The sequence below is a fragment of the Sinorhizobium fredii USDA 205 genome (genome assembly GCF_001461695.1).
Lineage (GTDB): Bacteria > Pseudomonadota > Alphaproteobacteria > Rhizobiales > Rhizobiaceae > Sinorhizobium > Sinorhizobium fredii.
In genome coordinates this window covers 115987-137055 of record NZ_AUTC01000189.1, presented here as the reverse complement: position 1 = coordinate 137055, position 21069 = coordinate 115987, and the positions used below count along the sequence as shown (strand labels likewise).

The following is a 21069-nucleotide window of genomic DNA, read 5'->3' as shown; positions in this document are numbered from 1 at the left end:
TGCGCCGCGACATTCTCCGATATCGCGGCGTTTTCTGTTCCGGCCGAATCCTGCATTCGGCCAGTGCGAACCCCGAAACCGGTTGAGACGAACAGAGGTCCGGGACTATGGTCACCCGTATGAAGATTCTGATTGTTGAAGATGACCTCGAGGCGGCCGCCTATCTTGCGAAGGCGTTCCGCGAAGCGGGCATCGTGTCCGATCACGCCAGCGACGGCGAGAGCGGCTTGTTCATGGCGAGCGAAAACGCTTACGACGTGCTCGTCGTGGACCGCATGCTGCCGCGCCGGGACGGTCTGTCGCTGATCACCGAATTGAGGCGCAGGGGCATCCACACGCCGGTGCTCATCCTCTCGGCCCTCGGCCAGGTGGACGACCGGGTGACCGGCCTTCGCGCCGGCGGCGACGACTATCTCCCCAAACCCTATGCCTTCAGCGAGCTCCTGGCGCGCGTCGAGGTGCTTGGCCGGCGCAAGGGAACGCCCGACCAGGACATGGTCTATCGCGTCGGCGACCTCGAACTGGACCGGCTCTCCCATTCGGTCCGCCGGCAGGGCAAGGAAATCCCGCTGCAGCCCCGCGAGTTCCGGCTGCTCGAATATCTGATGAAGAATGCCGGACAGGTCGTGACCAGAACCATGCTGCTCGAGAACGTGTGGGACTATCACTTCGATCCGCAGACCAACGTGATCGACGTTCACGTGTCGCGCTTGCGCTCCAAGATCGAGAAGGATTTCGAGCCGCCGCTGCTGAGGACGGTTCGCGGCGCCGGCTACATGATCAAGGATGACCGGATCGCTGAGGCATGAGCAAATTCGGCGTTCTGTTCAGGACGACCGCGGTCCGGCTCTCCGCGCTCTATCTCGTCCTCTTTTCCCTCTGCGCCGTCTTCCTCGTTTTCTACGTCACCGGCATGTCCGAGCGTTTCCTGCAGCAGCAGACGCGGGAAGCGATTGCCGTCGAGGCAAGCCAGATCGAGGAGATCTACGAGCGCGCCGGCGTCAACGGCCTGCTTCGTTCGCTGGAGCGGCGCGCGCGCCAGCCCGGCGCTAACCTCTATGTCATTGCCGGGCCGAGCGGGGAAATTCTTGCGGGCAACGTGGCGGGGCTCGAGCCTGGTTTGCTCGACGACGAGGGCTGGACGTCCGAGCCGTTCCGCTACCGGCGCTTCACCGATGAAAACCGCGCGGACAACCACGTCGCGCTCGCCCAGGTGCTCGTTCTGGACAACGGTCTTAGAATCCTCGTGGGGCGCGATCTGCAGGAACCGGAAAAGTTTCGTGTTCTGGTGCGCCAGGCTTTGGTGGTGGCGCTTGGCATCATGGGGCTCGGCGCGCTGGTCATATGGTTCGGCATTGGCCGCAATGCCTTGAGGCGCATAGACCGAATGTCGGAGGCAAGCACCAAGATCATGGGAGGGGACCTTTCGCAGCGGCTGCCGACGAGCGGTTCGGGTGACGAGTTCGATCGCCTGTCGGAATCGCTGAACGCGATGCTGGGAAGGATCGAAAAGCTGAACGAGGGCCTGAAACAGGTCTCCGACAATATCGCGCACGACCTCAAGACGCCGTTGACGCGGTTGCGCAACAAGGCCGAAGCGGCGCTGGCCAGCAAGGAAGGTGGCAACCAGAACGGCGCACTCGAGGAAATCATCGGTGAATCCGACCAGCTGATCCGCACCTTCAATGCGCTTTTGATGATTTCGCGCGTCGAGGCGGGCTCCGCTGTCGCCGAGATGAGCGAGGTCGATTTGTCCGGCATTGTTGGCGATTGCGCGGAGCTTTACGAGCCGGTCGCCGAGGAAAACGCTCTCCGCCTGGAAGCGGATATTCAGCCCGGCGTGGTGATCTCCGGCAACCGTGAACTGATCGGCCAGGCGCTCGGGAACCTGATCGACAACGCGATCAAATATGCGGAAGGAACGGAGAATCCCCTCCTTCGGGTCGAGATGAAGAAGAGCGGCGGCAATGTCGTCCTGACGGTCGCCGATCACGGTCCCGGCGTCCCCGACACCATGCGCGGCGAAGTGGTCAAGCGCTTCGTCCGGTTGGACGAAAGCCGCTCCAAGCCCGGCACCGGCCTCGGTCTTTCGCTTGTCGAGGCCGTGATGGAGATGCACCATGGCTCATTGCATCTCTCGGCGACGGAACCGGATGGTAGGGGGCTGACGGTGCGCATGGTTTTCCCGGCCGGAGCGACCTGATACATCAGTTGCGAAGATGACTGGTTGGATCAATGGTATTCCCAGCGATCCGCAGGGGAGGATGAGTCCGATGGTGGACGCGACCGAGAAGCGCTTGTCCGATATCGAGGCAGTGCCGATCCGCCCGGCAAGCCAGGCCGACGCAAAGGTTGCTCTTTCCGTGCTCAAGGACATGGCGAAGGGACACGAGCCGATCGCAAGGCTTCTGGCGTCCGATACGCCGCTCAAGCACTTTATCCTTGCGGCTTTCGCGCTCTCGCCCTTTCTGCGCGATACCGCCGCCAGCAGCCCCACCATTCTCGAGGCGCTGCTGAGCGAGAGCCTGCCTGGATTTTTGCGGAGCCGGATCGATGCGGCGCGGCTCGCATGGCAGGGCGAGGCGGCAGGCCGAGCCCTGCCGGATGCGGAGATCATGTCGCGGCTGCGGCGGGCAAGGCGCGAGGTTGCCTTTGCCGTCGCGCTTGCCGATCTCTCCCGGCTGTTCGATGGCCGTGAAACGACGCGCTGGCTGAGCGACTTCGCCGGCGCCGCCGTGTCGGCGGCGATCGACCATCTGCTGCTCGGCGCTCATGAAAGCGGCAAGTTCGTGCTTCCGGATTCCGCGGCGCCGAGTGTCGGCTCGGGCGTCGTCGTCCTCGGCATGGGCAAGCTCGGTGCCTGCGAACTCAACTATTCCTCCGACATCGACCTGGTGATTTTCTATGATCCGCAGTCCGGTATCCTCGTCAGTCGCGACGAGGCGACGGAGACTTTTGCACGACTCCTGCGACGGCTGATCCGCATCCTGCAGGAGCGGACCGGTGACGGCTATGTGTTCCGCACCGACCTGCGCCTGCGGCCCGATCCCGGTTCGACCCCACTCGCGATCCCCGTCGATGCGGCGATGCTCTATTATGAAAGCAGAGGGCAGAACTGGGAGCGGGCGGCTTTCATCAAGGCGCGGCCCATCGCCGGCGACCTCTCGGCCGGCGAACGCTTCCTCAAGGAACTGACGCCCTTCGTCTTCCGAAAATATCTGGATTATGCGGCGATCGCCGATATTCACTCGATCAAGCGACAGATCCACGCCCACAAGGGCCACGGCGAAATCGCCGTGAAGGGGCACAATGTCAAGCTCGGCCGGGGTGGCATCCGGGAGATCGAGTTTTTCGTGCAGACACAGCAACTCATCGCCGGCGGCCGGACGCCCGCGCTCCGGCTGCGCGAAACCGAGGCGATGCTTAACGTGCTCGCCGAAACCGGCTGGATCGATCGCGCGACGGCGCATGAACTGGTCGACGCCTATTGGTTCCTTCGCGACGTCGAACACCGCATCCAGATGGTGCATGACGAGCAGACCCACCTCATGCCCGAGAGCGAGGCGGAGCTGAGGCGGATCGCCTCAATGCTCGGCTTCGAGGATACGGCGTCTTTCGCCAGGGAGTTTTCCCGCGTGCTGCGAACGGTCGAGCGACGCTATGCGCAGCTTTTCGAACAGGAGGCAAGGCTCTCGGCCGAGACCGGCAATCTGGTCTTCACCGGCCAGCAGGATGACCCCGACACGCTCGAAACGCTGAAGAGTCTGGGTTTCCAGCGTCCCTCCGACATCGCCCGCATCATCCGCACCTGGCATTACGGGCGCTATCGGGCGACGCAGTCCGTCGAGGCACGCGAACGCCTGACGGAATTGACGCCGGAGCTTCTGCGCGTCTTCGGTGAGAGCCGGCGCGCTGACGAGGCGTTGTTGCGCTTCGACCAGTTCCTCTCCGGTCTGCCGGCCGGTATCCAGCTCTTCTCGCTGCTCGGCAGCAATCCGGGCCTGTTGTCGCTGATCGTCAACATCATGTCCTCGGCGCCGCGACTGGCGGATATCATCGCCGCCAGGCCGCATGTCTTCGACGGCATGCTGGATCCGGGCCTGCTCGCCGAACTGCCGACGAGGGACTATCTGGCGCCGCGGATCGCCAATTTCGTCGCCGGCGCCCACCACTATGAAGAGGTTCTGGATCGTCTGCGCATCATCGCCGCCGAGCAGCGCTTCCTGATCGGCATCCGGTTGCTGACCGGCTCGATCTCCGGCCTGCAGGCGGGCAGGGCCTTCACCGATCTCGCCGACCTGATCGTTGCGGCTGCACTGGACGCGGTTCTGGAAGAGGTCTGCTCGGCCCATGGCCGTTTCCGCGGCGGTCGCGTCGCGGTCGTCGGCATGGGGAAGCTCGGCAGCCACGAACTGACGGCCGGATCCGACGTCGATCTCATTCTGCTCTATGACTACGACAGCGATGCCCACCAATCCGACGGTGCCAAGCCGCTCGACTCGACACGCTATTTCACGCGTGTGACGCAGCGGCTGATCGCCGCGCTCTCCGCCCCGACCGCCGAGGGTGTCCTTTACAATGTCGACATGCGGCTCAGGCCCTCGGGCAACAAGGGTCCTGTCGCGACGCGCATCACCGCCTTCGCCAAATACCAACGTGAGGAGGCCTGGACCTGGGAGCATCTGGCGCTGACGCGTGCCCGATGCATCTGCGGCGACGAAAGCCTGGTTGGCGAAGCGGAAGCGATCTTCGCCGAGATGCTTTCCCAGAAGCGCGATATCGGCAAGATCCGCAAGGACGTCGAGGAGATGCGCGATCTCATCGACAAGGAGAAGCCGCCGAGCGACATCTGGGATTTCAAGCTGATCCCCGGCGGTCTCGTCGACATCGAGTTCATCGCCCAATATCTGACGCTTGTGGCGCCGGCAAAAGGCGAGGCACCGCCGCCTGCCGGAACCCACACGATGGAGGCGCTGAAGGGGCTCGGCGCCACCTTGATGGATGCGAACGATCTCGACACAGCGGTCGAGGCGCTGGCGCTCTTTACGGAAGTCTCGCAGATCGTCCGACTTTGCATGGACAGCGATTTCGACCCGAAGGACGCGCCTGCCGGCCTCGTCGATCTCGTCTGCCGCGCCGGCGACTATCCGGATTTGAAGCACCTCGAGGCGGATATACGCCGCTTCTCCAAGGCGGTGCGCCGCATCTTCCAGTCGGTTCTCGCGGGCTGATCCTACAGCGCCGCGCGTCCGATCGGACGCGCTAAGGTGGTCGCTGTAGCACTTTGAATACTGCCGCCGCTGCTGGCTCACGTGAGGTCGGGAATTCGCACCGAGATGATCGTGCCGACCTTTTCGGCCGAGTGGATCTTCATCCGACCGCCATGGAGTCGCGTCAGCGACCGGGAGATGGCGAGCCCCAATCCGGAGCCCCCCTTGCTCTTGGCATACTGGCTCTGCACCTGCTCGAAGGGATGGCCGATCTTCTGCAGCGCGTGCCTGGGAATGCCGATGCCGGAATCGGCGATCGTCAGCGTCACTGCGCCGCGAACCTTGCGGGCCCGGAGCGAAATGCGTCCGCCCTCATTGGTGAACTTCACCGCGTTGGAGAGCAGGTTGAGAAGCACCTGCTTCATGGCGCGCCGGTCGGCGAACATCGTCAGGCCCGAGGATATCTCCTGGACAACGCGGATATTCTTCTGTTCGGCCGGAATTGTGGTGAAGCGAAGCGTCTCCTCGATCAGCGGCGCGAGATCGATCCTCTCGCGCGTGATGCGCATGTGACCGGCCTCGATCTTCGACATGTCGAGTATGTCGTTGATGACGTTGAGCAGGTGCTTGCCGCTCTCGTGGATGTCACGCGAGTACTCGTTGTATTTCTCCGAGCCGAGCGGACCGAACATCTGGTTCTGCAGGATCTCGGAAAAGCCGAGAATGGCGTTGAGCGGCGTGCGCAGCTCATGCGACATGTTTGCAAGGAACTCGGATTTTGCCCGGTTTGCCGCCTCCGCCCGTTCCTTTCCGCCTGGTAGTTGGCATTGGCGACGGAAAGCTCGGCCTTCTGCCGCTCGAGCGTGATGCGCGAAGCCGAAAGATCGCCGATCGTCGCCATCAGCCGCCGCTCGGATTCGCGCAGGCGCACCTGATGCCGCTTGAGCAGCGTGATATCGGTCCCGACAGAGACAAGGCCGCCGTCACGGGTGCGCCGGTCGTTGATCTGCAGCCAGCGCTCGTCGGCGAGTTGCACTTCGCTCGTCTGCGAGTGATTGCTGCGGTCCGGATCGGCGACGCGCCGCTCGACGACGGGCCTGGCCGCCGCGGCATGGACGACCGCGCGTTCGGTGCCCGGCACGAGGACGTGGTCCGGCAGCTGATAGGCCTCCTGGTAGTGGGTGTTGCACATGACCAGCCGGTCGTGCTTGTCCCACAGCACGAAGGCTTCCGAGGTGCACTCGATCGCATCCGTCAGGCGCTGGTCCGCTTCCGCGTAGCGCTGGGCGAGCCGATGCTGCTCGGTCACGTCCATGGCGATGCCGATAAGGTGGGTCTTGCCCGAAACCGTGCGGATGACCTGGGCGCGCGCCCGAAGCCAGACGTAGTGACCATCGGCGTGGCGCATGCGGAACACCTGGTCGATCTGGCGTTCGCTGCCCTTGGCGATCGCCCGCGCCACCCGGTAGACGCCGCGGTCCTCCGGGTGCATGAGCCGCGCTGCGTCGCCGAACGATAGCACGCTGCTGTCGCCTGGCATGCCGAGCATCTCGTACATCGAGCGAGACCAGAACAGGCGCCGATTGGCGAGATCGAAATCCCAAAGCCCGCAGCGGCCGCGCGACAGCGCGGTTTCGACGCGCAGGTTCGACTCCGCGAAGACGGAATCGGCGTCCCGCGCGCGCTTTGCCTGGATGTAGTAGGCGTAGAGTACGACGAGCAGGATTGCCGAGATGCCGGCAAACAGCGTCACATTGAGCGAGACATCGTCGCGCCAGGCGGCTTCGAACTGGGCGACCGGCGTTGCCGCCAGAACGACGCCCGCGGAAGCCGGCACCTGCATCAGGGCCACCAGGTGTTCGACGCCGTCGATCGTCGCCCGTATCGCGCCGGAGCCTTCGCCGTAATATTGCAGCGAAGCGACGTCGGGCGCGATCGAGGTGAGGGTGCGTCCGATGAAGTGTGCCCCGTCCTGGGTGCTCGCGAAGATGCGACCGTCGCGGCGAACCGTCAGCAGGAACATGCCCGTGTCGAGGAGTTCGGCGGGCAGATATTCAGCGAGCCGGCGTTCGGCTTCCCAGCGCTGCCCGTCGGCGAAGAGCTCCGAGCCGTCTGCCTGGAAAGCCGCTGTCGCAGCTGTTGCCGCCAGGCTGACGGTCCGACGCGAACTGGCTTCCATTCGGGCATGCTCGTCCATGATGCCCGACATGCGAGACACGGCCACGATCAGCAGGAAGGCGATGATGAGGACGGGAATTGAGCGCTTGAGAACGGGCTCGGCCCGCGCGAGTCGGCGCGATGCCGGTTCGGCAAAGCGCCTCGCCCTGTCGATGAGCTCCCGTTCCAGGCCGGAAAAGCCTGGAAACTTGAGTCGCAACCGCCCGTCGGCTGCGCTTCCCCGTCGCGCGTCCGCCATCTTTCCCAATCTCTGCCATCCTCGAGAGCGTCCGCATTTGAATGCGAAAGGGACGCTGTGATCCTCTCAATCCGAAACGTCGCTCCGTTCTGAACGGTAAGCGGGACGCTTCAGTGATTCGGTGCGCCGCTCGCCCGAATATGACTCAATGAATCACAGGGCGATTCGCCTTGTCTAGAGGCAGGGGTAAAGATTTGTTAACCAATTTTCATCGTTGGAAAGTCATAGCTCCGACAGCGCCGCGCGCCCTATCAGGGCAAAGGTCGCTGCAGCACTTTGAATTGCTGGATGTTCTTGATCCCTCGATCGACCAAGGAACACGCCATAGGCTCCGGGTCGAGCGCGCGGCGGATTCACGCCGCGCTGCCGTCGCTCAACATTCGGTCGACGATGTCGCTGACGTCGGCGGAAAGATTGGAGGCCGCGGCGATTTCCTTGAGAGCACCCAGGGCGTGGCCGGCCCGCACCTGCTCCAGCGACCGCCAGGAGCGCATCGATGTCAGGATCCGAGCCGCGAGTTGCGGATTGCGCGGGTCGATATCGAGAATCTGCCGCGCGAGGAAGCGGTAGCCTTCGCCATCCGCGCGGTTGAAGCCCGTCGGATTGGCAAAAGCGAAGGTGCCGACGAGCGAACGCACGCGATTCGGATTGCTGGCGTTGAAGAGCGGATCGGACATCAACGCCTTGACCCGATCGAGGGTCGAGGCGCCGGGGATCGTTGCCTGGATGGCGAACCATTTGTCGATCACCAGCGCATTGTCCGCGAAGCGCTTCTTGAATGTGGCCAGCGCCTCGAGCGTCTCATCCGCGTCCGGGAAACGGTGGGCAAGCAGGGTCAGCGCCTGGCTGAGGTCGGTCATGTTGTTGGCGGAGTGGAACGCGCTTGCCGCCTTCTCGGGTCGATCGTCGCCATAGACGAGATAGGAGAGGGCGGCATTGCGCAGCGCCCGCCGGCCGGCGCTCGCAGCGTCGGGGCGGAACGGGCCGGAAAGCGTCGTCTCCCCGAGCAGTCGCGCGAAGATCTCCTTGCCGGACGCGGCAAGGGCGGAAAGGACCGCCTGGCGGCCCGATTGGATGGCGTCCGGGTCGTTGTCGCGGCCGATCTCCCGGGCGATGTCGGCTTCGCTCGGCAGCGCCAGGACCTGGGCGCGGAACGCCGGCTCCAGCCGTTCGTCGCCCGCGGCGGCCAGAAGCCCGCCGATCAGGGCGTCGTCGCAGGTCACCGGCTGACCGCTTCGCGCCTGTGCCGCCGCCTTGGCCAGATTTTCGAGCGCCATGACATTCAGCGCCTGCCATCGGGCGAAGAGATCGACCTCATTACGTGCGATGAGCGCGCGGTCGTCCGCGCTTTGTTCGATGTGCAGGTTGATCGGCGCCGAGAAGCCGCGATTGAAGGAGGGCACGGGCCGGGACGGAATGCCGGTGAAGACGACAGTCTGCTTGCGCTCCGTCAGATGCACGACATCTGCCGTGACGTCGGCGCCCGAGACAGCGGTAGGCGTCGCCTCGCTGCCGTCCCCAAGCAGGAGCCCCACACGGAGCGGAATATGCATCGGTTTCTTGGCGCTCTGGCCCGGTGTTGCGGGCACCGTCTGCTCGAGCGACAGGGTATAGGTCTGTTTCGCCGGGTCATAGGATCCGGCAGCGGTGATCAGCGGCGTTCCCGCCTGGTGATACCACAGCGAGAATTGCTTGAGGTCGCGCCCGCTCGCGTCCTCGAAGCAGGCAACGAAGTCCTCGATCGTCACCGCCTGGCCGTCATGGCGGTCGAAATAGAGGTCCATGCCTTTCTTGAAGAGGTCGCGTCCGAGCAGGGTCGCGATCATCCGCGTCACCTCGGACCCCTTCTCGTAGACGGTCGTCGTGTAGAAGTTGTTGATCTCGCGATATTTGGTCGGGCGCACCGGATGGGCAAGCGGACCGGCATCCTCGGGAAACTGCTCGGATTTCAGGTGCCGCACCTCGGCGATGCGCTTGACGGCGCGCGAGCGCATGTCCGCCGAAAATTCGTGGTCGCGGTAGACGGTCAGCCCTTCCTTCAGGCACAGCTGGAACCAGTCGCGGCAGGTGATGCGGTTGCCCGTCCAGTTGTGGAAATATTCGTGGGCGATGATCGCTTCGATATTGGCGTAGTCCGTGTCGGTCGCCGTTTCCGGATCGGCGAGAACGTATTTGTCGTTGAAGACGTTGAGCCCCTTGTTCTCCATGGCGCCCATGTTGAAGTCGGAGACCGCGACGATCATGAAGATATCGAGATCGTATTCGCGGCCGAAGACCTCCTCGTCCCACTTCATCGACCGTTTGAGCGCGTCCATAGCGTAGGCGGCGCGCGGCTCCTTGCCGTGCTCGACATAGATCTTCAGCGCTACCTCACGACCCGACACGGTCGTGAACTTGTCCTCGACCACGCCGAGGTTGCCGGCGACGAGCGCGAAGAGATAGCTCGGTTTCGGATGCGGATCGAACCAGGCGGCGAAGTGCCGGCCGTCGCCCATGTCGGCGCCGCCGAGATAGTTGCCGTTCGAAAGGAGGAGGGGAGCGGTCGCCTTGTCGGCTATGATGTTGACCGTATAGACGGCGAGCACGTCGGGCCGGTCGGGAAAATAGGTGATGCGGCGGAAGCCCTCCGCCTCGCATTGCGTACAATAGACGTTGTTCGTGCGGTAAAGCCCCATCAGCTTCGTGTTCGTCTCCGGCGACAGGAGCGTCGTCACGGTGATCTCGAAGGGGGCGGTCTCCGGCAGGCCGCGGATCGTCAGGGTCTCGTCCATCACGTCGTAAAGTGCCGCCGGGACCTCTTCCTGGTCGAGCAGCAGGCCGGTCATGGTAAGTTCGTCGCCGTCAAGCACCAGGGGGGCGGAGGGGTCGACACCTTCACGACGGTGCAGGATCAGCCGTGCCTCGACCTTCGTCTCTCTTGGGTCGAGTTCGAAGGTGAGGTCCACTCTTTCGAGAACGAAATCGGTCGGCCGGTAGTCTTCCAGATGAATGATCTGGCCAGTATTTGTCCGCATGGTCAGTCCCGCTTGCGCCTTCCGTCCTTAAGTTAGAGGGCGCCTGTGATGGTGAAAAGGCCAAGGGGCGAGATTTTGTGCTTGCAATACCGTCGACCGCACTTCGGCAACAATCACGCTCGTTTTCCCCACCCCGAAGGCAGGTTTAACGAAGCGTCACTAACAAGAGCTAAATTCCACCGGATTTTTTCGTGATCGCTAAAGCATCGCCTCGAAAGCAGGCGGATGCGAGTCATCACGAAAATGCCGTCCCCATCAAGAAAATTGATCCAACATGCTGCGCTGCGCAGTTAGACTGGCTCCGTCCTCCTGCGGCCCGCGCCGTATCCTGTTCCCAGACCGGCTGCCCGGTACCACCTCGAAACGCCCTCCATGGATGCCGACATTCACGACCCCATGAAGGGGATTCTGCTCAAGGTCCTGTCTGTCATCGTCTTCGTTTGCATGGCGACCTGCATCAAGGCGGCCGGCAGCGATATCGCCACGGGCCAGATCACCTTCTATCGATCCGCCTTCGCCATGGTGCCGATTCTGGGATTCCTGGCCTGTCGCGGCCAGTTGCGCGACGCCTTCCGGACCAACAATGTCGCGGGGCATGTGGCGCGCGGCTTCGTCGGCATTCTGTCGATGAGCTGTGGCTTCTACGGGCTTGTGCATCTGCCGCTTCCGGAGGCGATCGCGATCGGCTACGCGATGCCGCTGCTGGCGGTTGCCTTTGCTGCGCTGTTTCTCGGCGAGATCGTCCGGCTCTACCGGTGGTCCGCGGTGACCATCGGCCTTGTCGGCGTGCTGATCATCACCTGGCCGCGCCTGACATTGTTCGACGAAGGAGGTCTAGGCTCGTCGGAGGCGTTGGGTGCGGTCGCGGTGCTGCTTTCGGCGACGCTCGGAGCGGTCGCGATGGTTCTCGTCCGCCGGCTGGTGCAGACGGAGCGCACCCATACGATCGTTCTTTACTTCTCCCTCTCCGCGGCAGTGTTTTCCCTCGCGACACTGCCCTTCGGCTGGTCGGCGATGTCGTGGACATCCTTCCTGCTTTTGATGCTTGCCGGCTTCTGCGGCGGTGTCGCCCAGATCCTGTTGACGGAGAGCTATCGCCACGCCGACATGTCGACGATCGCGCCGTTCGAATACACCTCGATCGTGCTCGGCATCGTCATCGGCTATGTCCTCTTCGGCGACGTACCGACGGCCGCCATGCTGATTGGCACGGCGATCGTCGTTGGAGCGGGCATCTTCATCATCTTCCGCGAACACCGGCTCGGCCTTGAGCGGAAGGGGGCGCGCAAGCACGTCACGCCGCAGGGCTGAAGCCCATTGCGCTTGGCCCGCCAATCGCGAACTGTGTCGTCTTCGATGCGGCTAATGCATGGAGCCCAAAAGTGTGCAGCGGTTTTGGGACAACGACATGCACAAAAACAAAGACCTAAAGCACGTCGCATTGAATGCGACGTGCTTTAGCGGATCAGTTGGGCAGCAACGGGCTCACGGCAACGCGGTGCGCGCGGCGGGCATCCTTGACCGTGCTCAGCCTGCTGAACTCGCGCGAAGCCCGGACGGCGGTGCCGATGTCGGAAATTGTGTCGAGCAGGCTGCGGATAGACATGATCGTACTCCGGCAAGCGCTACAGCGCCGCGCGTCCGATCGGACGCGCCAAGGTCGCGTAGCACTTTGAAATGCTGCATGAATTTGTCCTTAAATCGATTCCGATTTTGAGGAATCATGCAGCAGGCAAGAAGGCTGGCACTCTGCAGAGGTCAGCGTTGAATGAAATCGGCGTAGATTTGTGCGGGGTGGCGCGTGGTGCGCGCCAGGCCGATTGCCGTCATCTGCTCATTGGCTACCTTGCCGAAGCTGTTGTACGGCGTCCGCAGCGCGACGCGGGCCTGGCGGAGCGTCTCAAAGCTGCTGTGGATCGGGCGAAAGCGGGCAGTCATGGTTCAATTCCTTATCCATTCCTCCCGTTGCTCTATATTGCGATGCAGCATCTCTTTTGCAACGCATTAAAACGCGGCGCTGACATGCGCGAATTGCATGGCTTTGTTCATATTTCCTTCACCTGTCGAGCCGCGCCCGTCAGCCGCTGATCCGGGCCTTGAAAGCCAGGAGATCTTGCCAGGCGAAACGCTTGTTGACCGGTGCGGAGATGAGATCCTGGGGGTGCAACGTCGCCAGCGCCGGCACGAGATGGCCGCCGGCGGAAAGCTCGCGCCATTGCCCCCGCGTCTGATGGATCGTCTCGTTGGTGCCGAAGAAGAAGCGGGCGGTGAAATTGCCGAGCAGAAGCACGTGCCTCGGCTCCGCGAGCGCAATCTGCCGCTCGACGAAGGGGCGGCAGATATCGGCCTCCCGGCCGCTTGGCACACGGTTTCCGGGTGGCCGCCAGGGCACGACATTGGTGAGCAGAATGTCGGACCTCGAGAGGCCGATGCCGGAAAGCATCCGTTCGAGCATATCGCCGTGCCTGCCGGCGAAGGGCTGGCCGTCCCGGTCGTCCTCCGCATAGGGCATCGGCCCGACGACCATGATGCCGGATGCAGCGTTACCGTCGGCAAAAACGAGGTTGCGGGCGCTGTTTTTCAGGTTGCAGCCGGTAAAAGCCTCCATCGCCGTGCGCAACTCGGCGAGCGATCGGGCGCTTTCGGCGGCGAATCGCGCCTCGCTGACCGCCTGCTCGTCGGGGATCGCCACCGTTGGCGTTGCCGGCGCGTTGGGAAAAGCGTCTCGGCTCTTGCCCGAAGTCGCCGTTTGAACTCGACCACTCTGGACCTCCGGGGATGTGGCCTGTCGGACTTGCGGGGCAGCCCGCGCGTCGGCGCGCTTGGCCTTCATCGCTTCGAATTCCGCCAGCCGATCGACGGGCTCGTCCTCAAGCAACCATTCGACGCCCGCTTCCGCATGGAAAGCAAGAAGGGCGGCGAGTTCCGAAGGGGACAGGTCGTTGGCCGAGATCATGGGCGGAACTTAGCAGATCGGCGAAAGCGGTCCAGCGGCGGGCGGGACATTTACGCAGCGATCGTCCAGGCCGTGATGTCCTCACGCTCGCCGATCAGCGCAAGCCCGTGGGCGATCGACAGAAGCTCTCCGCCGCTTTCGATCCGCTCGCGGCCGAAGCGATTGTCGAAAAGCCGGCGGACGGCGGGCACGAAGGATGTGCCGCCGGTCAGGAAGACCCTGTCGATTTCCGCCGGCGCAGTCGATGTCGTGACAAGCACCTCGTCGAGGGCTGCTTCGATACGGGCGAGGTCGGGGGCGATCCAGGCCTCGAAGTCCCCGCGCCTGACACTGCGCCGTGAGCCCTCCCCAAGCGGCGCGAAGAAGAACTCGGTCTCCTCCTCCTGCGACAGGCGCATCTTCGCAGCCGAGACCGCCTGGTAGAGCGGGTAGCCTTCGTCATGTTCGATGAGATCAACGAACGTCTCGAGTTTCTCCGGCTCGAGGCTCGTGCGGACGAGCTTCTTCAACTCCGCAAAGTCCTTCAGGGTCTTGAAGATCGAGAGCTGGTTCCAACGACCGAAATTGGCGTAGTAGCTCGACGGGACTTCAAGCAGTTTGTCGAAGCTCTTGAACAGACTCCCCTTTCCAATGAGCGGGGCGACGATGTTGTCGATGATGCGGAAGTCGAAGTGATCGCCGGCGACGCCGACACCGGAATGCCCGATCGGCGTCGCGATCAGCCGTCCGCCGCGGCTTTCGAAGCGAATGATCGAATAGTCCGTCGTCCCACCGCCGAAATCTGCGACGAGCACCGTCGCATCGCGCTCGAGCTTGCGGGCGAAATAGAAGGCGGCCGCAACCGGTTCATAGACGTAGTGAATTTCCGGAAAATCGAAACGTGCGAGCGCGCGGCTGTAGCGCTCGAGGGCCAGCCCTTCGTCCGGCCTTGCGCCGGCAAATTGCACCGGACGCCCAACGACGAGTCGCCGCAATGCGTCGTTCCAGTCGTCTCCGGCGTAATCCCTGAGGCGCGCCAGGAAGCCGTACATCAAGTCTTCGAACTCATGCCGCTTCGCAAAGACCAGCGTGCCCTGAAAAAGCGCGCTTGCCGCAAAGGTCTTGATCGACTGAAGGAAACGGCATTCGCCGGGATTGTCGATGAACTCGCGGATTGCCGCCTGTCCCGCTTCCACCTTCAAGGGAGCGTGGCCCTGCTGCTTCAGGAAGGAAAGAGCCGTCCGCGTCGTGTCGAACCGGCCGGCGGTGCTTTCGACAAAGAGGGAGCGGGTCGAGGTGCCCTGCGCCAGCGCCAGGACGGAGTTGGTCGTTCCGAAATCAAGGCCGAGGGCCGAAGCCATGATTTTGTCCTCGCGACGTTAGGTGGGGCGGGCCTCGTTGCATGCGGACGCCGCAAAAGCAAGCTGAACGACAGGCTACTTCGTTGGAGATTTATTTACGTTTACGTTCAAGTAAGATAGTGGACTGTGCTAAACTCATGAAGTCATGCGCAAATGCAGAGACAGTCTGTCGCATCCCGGCTCGACAAGGTTTGCGGCATTTGTCATGACGGGATGATTTGCTGGGAACGGAGCCGGCGGAGAACGGCAAGACTGGAGAGCGCGAAATGACCGAGCGACAAGAACTCCCCGAACGCGAGAGCATGGAATTCGACGTGGTGATCGTCGGGGCGGGGCCGGCCGGGCTGGCCGCAGCGATCCGGTTGAAACAGGTCAATCCCGAGCTTTCCGTCGTCGTGCTCGAAAAGGGCGCCGAGGTCGGCGCGCATATCCTCTCGGGTGCCGTCGTCGATCCGATCGGCATCGACCGGCTGCTGCCGGATTGGCGCAACGAGCCGGACCATCCGTTCAAGACCGAAGTCACCGACGACCATTTCCTGTTCCTCGGCCCGGCCGGTTCGATCCGCCTGCCGAATTTTTTGATGCCGCCGTTGATGAACAATCACGGCAACTACGTCGTCTCGCTCGGCAATGTCTGTCGCTGGCTGGCGACGCATGCCGAAGCGCTCGGCGTCGAGATCTATCCGGGCTTTGCCGCGACCGAAGTGCTCTACAACGACGAAGGCGCGGTGATCGGGGTTGCCACCGGGGACATGGGCATCGAACGCTCCGGCGAGCCGGGCCCGAACTTCGCCCGCGGCATGGCGCTGCTTGGCAAATACACGCTGATCGGTGAGGGCGTGCGCGGCTCGCTCGCCAAGGAACTGATCGCCAAATACAAGCTCGGCGAGGGCCGCGACGTGCCGAAATTCGGCATCGGCCTCAAGGAACTCTGGGAGGTCAAGCCGGAGAACCACAGGCCCGGCCTCGTGCAGCATTCCTTCGGCTGGCCGCTCGGCATGAAGACCGGCGGCGGCTCGTTCCTCTACCACCTCGAGGACAATCTGGTCGCCGTCGGCTTCGTCGTCCACCTGAACTACAAGAACCCCTATCTCTATCCGTTCGAGGAGTTCCAGCGCTTCAAGACGCATCCGGCGATCCGCGGCACCTTCGAGGGCGGCAAGCGGCTCTCCTACGGAGCCCGGGCGATCACCGAGGGCGGCTACCAGTCGGTGCCGAAGCTGTCCTTCCCGGGCGGCGCGCTGATCGGCTGCTCGGCCGGCTTCGTCAACGTGCCGCGCATCAAGGGCAGCCACAATGCGGTGCTGTCGGGGATACTCGCCGCGGAGAAGCTGGCGGCGGCGATCGCGAGCGGGCGGGCCAATGACGAGCCGATCGAGATCGAGCGCGGCTGGCGCGACAGCGCCATCGGCCAGGACCTCAAGAAGGTCCGCAACGTCAAGCCGCTCTGGTCGCGCTTCGGCACGGCGATCGGCGTGGCGCTCGGCGGCCTCGACATGTGGACCAACACGCTGTTCGGCCTGTCGCTCTTCGGGACGCTGAAGCACGGCAAGACCGACGCCCAGTCACTGGAGCCGGCCGCCAAGCACCAGAAGATCGACTATCCGAAGCCGGACGGGGTGTTGACCTTCGACCGACTCTCCTCGGTGTTCCTGTCGAACACCAACCACGAGGAGGACCAGCCGATCCACCTGCAGGTCAAGGACCCGGAACTGCAGAAGCGCTCCGAATACGAAGTCTATGCCGGCCCCTCGACGCGCTACTGTCCGGCCGGCGTCTACGAATGGGTCGAGAAGGACGGCCAGCCGACCTTCGTCATCAACGCCCAGAACTGCGTGCACTGCAAGACCTGCGACATCAAGGACCCCAACCAGAACATCAACTGGGTGCCGCCGCAAGGCGGCGAAGGACCGGTCTATCCGAACATGTAACCTTTGGTGACGGGCCGCACGGGCTCCCGGAAGAAGGAGTGGCGAGGGCCCGGTCTATCCGAACGTGTGACGTCCGGCCGGGCTCCACCGGAATCCTTGCCAATGGCCAAGGCGCATAGCCGAGAGCTTCTCGGCGCGCCCCGATGCCCGGCGGCAGATGAAGTTTCGCCGCCAGGCCTCCAATTGCCTATCTTCATGAAAAAAGTCAATGAACGCGCTCGCTGACGCAAATGAGCAAGCGTTTGCCTGAGAGACTCGTTAGCAATAAAATCAGCCGTCGATCGGGAGTCTGGATCGATGGCGACGAAGGCCGCTCTATCCGGTCCCGATCCGGAAGGAGGGTCAGGTCCAATCGCTGTCCGCTGCCGCGGTGAGGCTGGCAGTTCGTCACGGGTACACCGTCAGAACAGAGGGAAACGACATGAAAAAACTACTTGCAACGACGTGTCTGGCCGTTGGCCTCTTCGGACTTGGCAGCGCCGCATCGGCGCAGGAATGCGGCGATGTGACGATCGCCAACATGAACTGGCAGAGCGCCGAAGTGCTGGCGAATGTGGACAAGTTCATTCTGACGGAAGGTTATGGCTGCAGCGCCGAACTGGTCGTTGGCGACACCGTGCCATCGATCACGTCGATGATTGAAAAGGGCCAGCCGGACATCGCTCCGGAAGGCTGGGTCGACCTGCTGCCCGACGTCGTCAACCGCGGTTTGCAGGAGGGCAAGCTCGTTGCCGCGTCGTCCTCGCTGCCCGATGGCGGCGTGCAGGGTTGGTGGATCCCGAAGTACATTGTCGACGCCAATCCGGACATCAAGACGATTGACGACGTGCTGAAGCACAAGGAGCTCTTCCCGGATCCGGAAGATCCGAGCAAGGGCGCCATCTTCAACGGCCCGCAGGGCTGGGGCGGCACGGTCGTGACGACGCAGCTTTACAAGGCCTACGGCGCGGAGGCCGCAGGCTTCACGCTCGTTGACACCGGCTCGGCCGCTGGCCTCGACGGCTCGATCGCCAAAGCTTACGAACGCAAGCAGGGCTGGGTAGGCTACTACTGGGCTCCGACGGCGCTGCTCGGCAAATACGAGATGGTGAAGCTTGATCACGGCGTAGCGGCCGACCCGGCCGAATGGAAGCGCTGCAACACGGTCGCTGATTGCCCGGATCCGAAGAAGAACGACTGGCCGAAGGACACGGTCCAGACGCTGGTGACGAAGGCCTTCGCCGATCGTGCCGGCCCGGTTATGGACTATCTGAAGACCCGCGCCTGGCAAAACGATACCGTCAACAAGCTGATGGCCTGGATGACGGACAATCAGGCGAGCGGCGAGGAAGGTGCCAAGCATTTCCTCGAAGAAAATCCGGACATCTGGACCAAGTGGGTCTCGCCGGAAGTCGCAGAGAAGGTCAAGGCGGCCCTCTGAGCAAGTTTCTAGCCGAAGAGCGGCGCGCCCAAATGCGCGCCGCTTTCTTTTAACGACCGATTGTGAGGCGGCTCCGGCTGTCGCAGCTACCCTCCGCCCTTCGGGTACAAAGGGGTCTGTCGCGGCCGATAACAAGAAAGCAGAAAATCTCGCCTCGACCAAAGCGAAGGGGAATGAAGCAATGGAATGGCTGACCAAGTTTCCGCATATGAATGACGACAGCCTTCGAGAGCTGAAGAAAGTGATCGATGAAGGTTTTCGGACTTTCACGCGAGCCTATGGCGACGGCATCGAGGCGTTCTTCGAGCCGCTGCAGTTCTTCCTGATCCAATCCGAGCGGTTCATGACGCGCACGCCCTGGCCGATTATCATACTCCTGATTGCTGTGATCGCCTGGTTCGCCAGCCGCAACTGGAAGGTCGTCGCGGGATGCGTCGGCACCCTCCTGCTGATCGGCTACTTCGACATGTGGGACGACACCATGAAGACGATCTCGATGATCTTCGTCTGTACGGTGCTGTCCATCGCAGTCGGCATTCCGCTCGGCATCATCATGTCGCGCTCCGATCGCGTCCAGAACATCGTCAATCCGGTGCTCGACGTGATGCAGACGATGCCGAGCTTCGTCTATCTGATCCCCGTGGTGATGCTGCTCGGCATCGGCAAGGTTCCGGGTCTGATCGCCGTCGTCATCTATGCCATCCCGCCGATGATCCGGCTCACCAATCTCGGCATACGATTGGTCGACAAGGACGTCCTCGAGGCGGCGGACGCCTTCGGCTCCTCGAGCTGGCAGAAGCTGAAGAACGTGCAGATGCCGCTGGCGCTCCCCACCATCATGGCCGGCATCAACCAGACCATCATGATGGCTTTGGCGATGGTCGTCATCGCGTCGATGATCGGCGTCCAGGGCCTCGGTCAGCCGGTGCTGAAGGCGATCGCCAACCAGTACTTCACGCTCGGCATCTTCAATGGCCTTGCCATCGTCGGCATCGCCATCATCTTCGACCGCGTCAGCCAGGCCTATGGCCGCCGCCTGCAGCGGCACCGTGAAATCGTCCACGGCTGATTCTGAATGCTCACTACGGCCGCGTCTGCGCCGTAGCCATAGAAGGGAAGCGGCCCGGGACACTTGGTTCCGGGCCGCTTCTTTTATCAGGCTTATGCCTGCCGAGCCGAGAGAATGCCGGTCGATAGCGCGACGCCCGCGGCCGTGACGACCGCAGCGGCAATCTCGAATGGCCCGATCGTCTCGCCAAGCAGGATGCCGCCGCCGATCATCGCGAGCACCGGCGTCAGAGCTGTGAAGGCGGCCGCCTGCGTACCGCCGAGGCGCCGGACGGCAAGGCCGTAGGCAAGCATGGCGACAAGACCGGAAAGAAAGCCTTGGCTCATCACTTGAAGGCCGATCTCCTGCGCGGGGACGTGCCCAAGCGTGCTGCCGAAAACGAGCGCCAGAACGAGATGGAGAAGAAACGACCAGACGGCGATGAGGGCGCTGCCTTCGAGCGGGTTCAGGCCCGAATGCCGGAAGGCGTGCGTATAGGTCGCCCAGAGCGTGGCGGCTGCTGGCAGCAGCAGGTAACCGGCCCAGGCGGACGCATCCGCAGCACCGAGGCTGCGGACAAGCAGGATCGTCATGCCGGCGACGATCGCCGCAAAGCCGAGCAGCCGCATACGAGCGGGACGTTCCCGGAAAAGGGTCATCCCGATGATTGCCGTCGCCAGCGGCATCGAGCCTCCGAGCAGCACGCCGACCGAGGCCGCCGGCGTCGCGTGGATGGCAAAAGCCGCCACCTGGAAGAACACCGCGCCCGACCCCGCGACCATCAGGGCTAGAAGCGCCAGCGGCAAGCTTTTCGGGAGGAGACCCGTCTTCAGCCAGACCGGCGCAAGCACCAGCGCCGGTATTCCAAAGCGAATGAGCCCCAGGTCGATCGTGCCGAGGTTGGTCGCCGCGGTGTGCCGCGTGGCGAGAATCCAGCCCGCCCAGATCAAGACGGTGACGAAGGCGCCGGCATAGCCGGCGGCGGGCGATTCGGAGCCGCGATCGAGTGTCAGCGCAACCATTGTCTTGTTCCTCCAGCTTCGTCTTGGATGAGGAAACCTTAGCGCTGACCCGCAGGGCATGTCCTTGCTATTTGTGCCTGATGAGAAGTATCATGAGCAATGATATGCCAATCCACAGATCAAATTGATTGAGATATGCCAAAGCTTGATAAATTCGATATCGCCATCCTCAAGGTCCTGCAGGAGGATGCACGCGCGACCAATGTCGAGATCGCCGAGCGAATCAATCTTTCGCCATCCCCCTGCCTGCGCCGCATCCGCAATCTGGAGAAGTCAGGCGTGCTGCGCGGCTACCGGGCCGATATCGACCGCAAGGAGGTCGGGCTGGGGCTGACCGTCTTCGTCGAGATCAAAGTCGGCCAGCACAGCCAGGAAAACGCGCGACGGCAGCAGGAGGCGTTGCTCGCCATACCGGAGGTGGTCTCCTGCTTCCTGATTTCCGGCAATGCCGACTTCCTCGCCGAGGTGGTCGTGGAAGACCTTTCGGCCTATGAGCGACTGCTCACCGAAACCTTGCTGACTCTGCCGGGAGTGACGGACATTCGTTCGAATTTCGCCATCCGAACGATCAAGACGGGCGGTCCCCTGAAACTGCCTTCCCTGTAGGCCGCCGCACTCGAGCGCTGGGAGCCTCGGCAACGGGTCGCGAAAGTCTTTGCCAGTGTGCTCTGGAATCCCCGGCCGCCGCCCTTATCTCAGGAGCTGAAAGGTT

The 21069-nt window shown here is 63.0% G+C and carries 14 protein-coding genes and 1 pseudogene; 8 read left to right on the top strand and 7 right to left on the bottom strand.

Annotation, left to right across the window (positions count from 1 at the left end; genetic code table 11):
- The first annotated feature begins 107 nt into the window (after positions 1 to 107).
- The 3 genes from N181_RS27310 to N181_RS27300 all read left to right on the top strand — a co-directional run bounded on the left by N181_RS27310 (position 108) and on the right by N181_RS27300 (position 5231).
- Positions 108 to 809, top strand: coding sequence for a response regulator transcription factor (locus N181_RS27310; protein ID WP_037391267.1), 702 nt, complete (start codon positions 108 to 110; stop codon positions 807 to 809).
- The gene (locus N181_RS27305) at positions 806 to 2203 is read left to right on the top strand and encodes a sensor histidine kinase (RefSeq protein WP_037391266.1); all 1398 of its coding nucleotides are present in this window, start codon (positions 806 to 808) and stop codon (positions 2201 to 2203) included. Before N181_RS27310 ends, N181_RS27305 begins: the two co-directional genes overlap by 4 nt.
- A gap of 70 nt (positions 2204 to 2273) precedes the next feature.
- Entirely contained in the window at positions 2274 to 5231 is a 2958-nt protein-coding gene (locus N181_RS27300; protein ID WP_037391265.1) for a bifunctional [glutamine synthetase] adenylyltransferase/[glutamine synthetase]-adenylyl-L-tyrosine phosphorylase, read from the top strand.
- 77 nt (positions 5232 to 5308) lie between these two features.
- Here N181_RS27300 and N181_RS27295 read toward each other — a convergent pair.
- Positions 5309 to 7635 (bottom strand): annotated as a pseudogene (locus tag N181_RS27295) (PAS domain-containing sensor histidine kinase).
- 344 nt (positions 7636 to 7979) lie between these two features.
- Positions 7980 to 10640, bottom strand: coding sequence for an aminopeptidase N (gene pepN, locus N181_RS27290; RefSeq protein ID WP_060564028.1), 2661 nt, complete (start codon positions 10638 to 10640; stop codon positions 7980 to 7982).
- A 372-nt stretch (positions 10641 to 11012) separates the two neighbouring features.
- Between pepN and N181_RS27285 the strand changes: the two genes are divergently transcribed.
- Positions 11013 to 11951: a DMT family transporter gene (locus tag N181_RS27285; RefSeq protein ID WP_014327735.1), complete on the top strand. Its 939-nt coding sequence runs from the start codon at positions 11013 to 11015 to the stop codon at positions 11949 to 11951.
- Positions 11952 to 12105: 154 nt separating this feature from the next.
- On the opposite strand, the gene N181_RS34185 is transcribed toward N181_RS27285, so the two are convergent.
- The 4 genes from N181_RS34185 to N181_RS27270 form a co-directional block, all read right to left on the bottom strand.
- On the bottom strand, positions 12106 to 12246 hold the full coding sequence (locus N181_RS34185; RefSeq protein ID WP_014327736.1) for a hypothetical protein: 141 nt from the start codon (positions 12244 to 12246) through the stop codon (positions 12106 to 12108).
- Between the two features lie 152 nt (positions 12247 to 12398).
- On the bottom strand, positions 12399 to 12578 hold the full coding sequence (locus N181_RS35085; RefSeq protein WP_014327737.1) for a hypothetical protein: 180 nt from the start codon (positions 12576 to 12578) through the stop codon (positions 12399 to 12401).
- Between the two features lie 139 nt (positions 12579 to 12717).
- The gene (locus N181_RS27275) at positions 12718 to 13596 is read right to left on the bottom strand and encodes a uracil-DNA glycosylase (RefSeq protein WP_014327738.1); all 879 of its coding nucleotides are present in this window, start codon (positions 13594 to 13596) and stop codon (positions 12718 to 12720) included.
- A 50-nt stretch (positions 13597 to 13646) separates the two neighbouring features.
- The gene (locus N181_RS27270; protein WP_014327739.1) at positions 13647 to 14936 is read right to left on the bottom strand and encodes an Hsp70 family protein; all 1290 of its coding nucleotides are present in this window, start codon (positions 14934 to 14936) and stop codon (positions 13647 to 13649) included.
- 266 nt (positions 14937 to 15202) lie between these two features.
- Here N181_RS27270 and N181_RS27265 point away from each other — a divergent pair, with 266 nt between their 5' ends.
- The 3 genes from N181_RS27265 (at position 15203) to N181_RS27255 (ending at position 19356) form a co-directional block, all read left to right on the top strand.
- Positions 15203 to 16867, top strand: coding sequence for an electron transfer flavoprotein-ubiquinone oxidoreductase (locus N181_RS27265; protein ID WP_014327740.1), 1665 nt, complete (start codon positions 15203 to 15205; stop codon positions 16865 to 16867).
- Positions 16868 to 17288: 421 nt separating this feature from the next.
- Positions 17289 to 18287, top strand: a complete 999-nt coding sequence (locus N181_RS27260) for an ABC transporter substrate-binding protein (RefSeq protein ID WP_014327741.1) — start codon at positions 17289 to 17291, stop codon at positions 18285 to 18287.
- A gap of 181 nt (positions 18288 to 18468) precedes the next feature.
- Complete coding sequence (locus tag N181_RS27255; RefSeq protein ID WP_014327742.1) at positions 18469 to 19356, top strand: ABC transporter permease; 888 nt, start codon at positions 18469 to 18471, stop codon at positions 19354 to 19356.
- A gap of 92 nt (positions 19357 to 19448) precedes the next feature.
- Here the strand turns inward: N181_RS27255 and N181_RS27250 are convergent, their stop codons facing one another.
- Positions 19449 to 20357 carry a DMT family transporter gene (locus N181_RS27250; protein ID WP_037391255.1) on the bottom strand — a complete coding sequence of 303 codons (909 nt, stop codon included), beginning with the start codon at positions 20355 to 20357 and terminating at the stop codon, positions 19449 to 19451.
- Between the two features lie 135 nt (positions 20358 to 20492).
- Here N181_RS27250 and N181_RS27245 point away from each other — a divergent pair, with 135 nt between their 5' ends.
- On the top strand, positions 20493 to 20963 hold the full coding sequence (locus N181_RS27245; protein WP_014327744.1) for an Lrp/AsnC family transcriptional regulator: 471 nt from the start codon (positions 20493 to 20495) through the stop codon (positions 20961 to 20963).
- Positions 20964 to 21069: the final 106 nt, after the last annotated feature.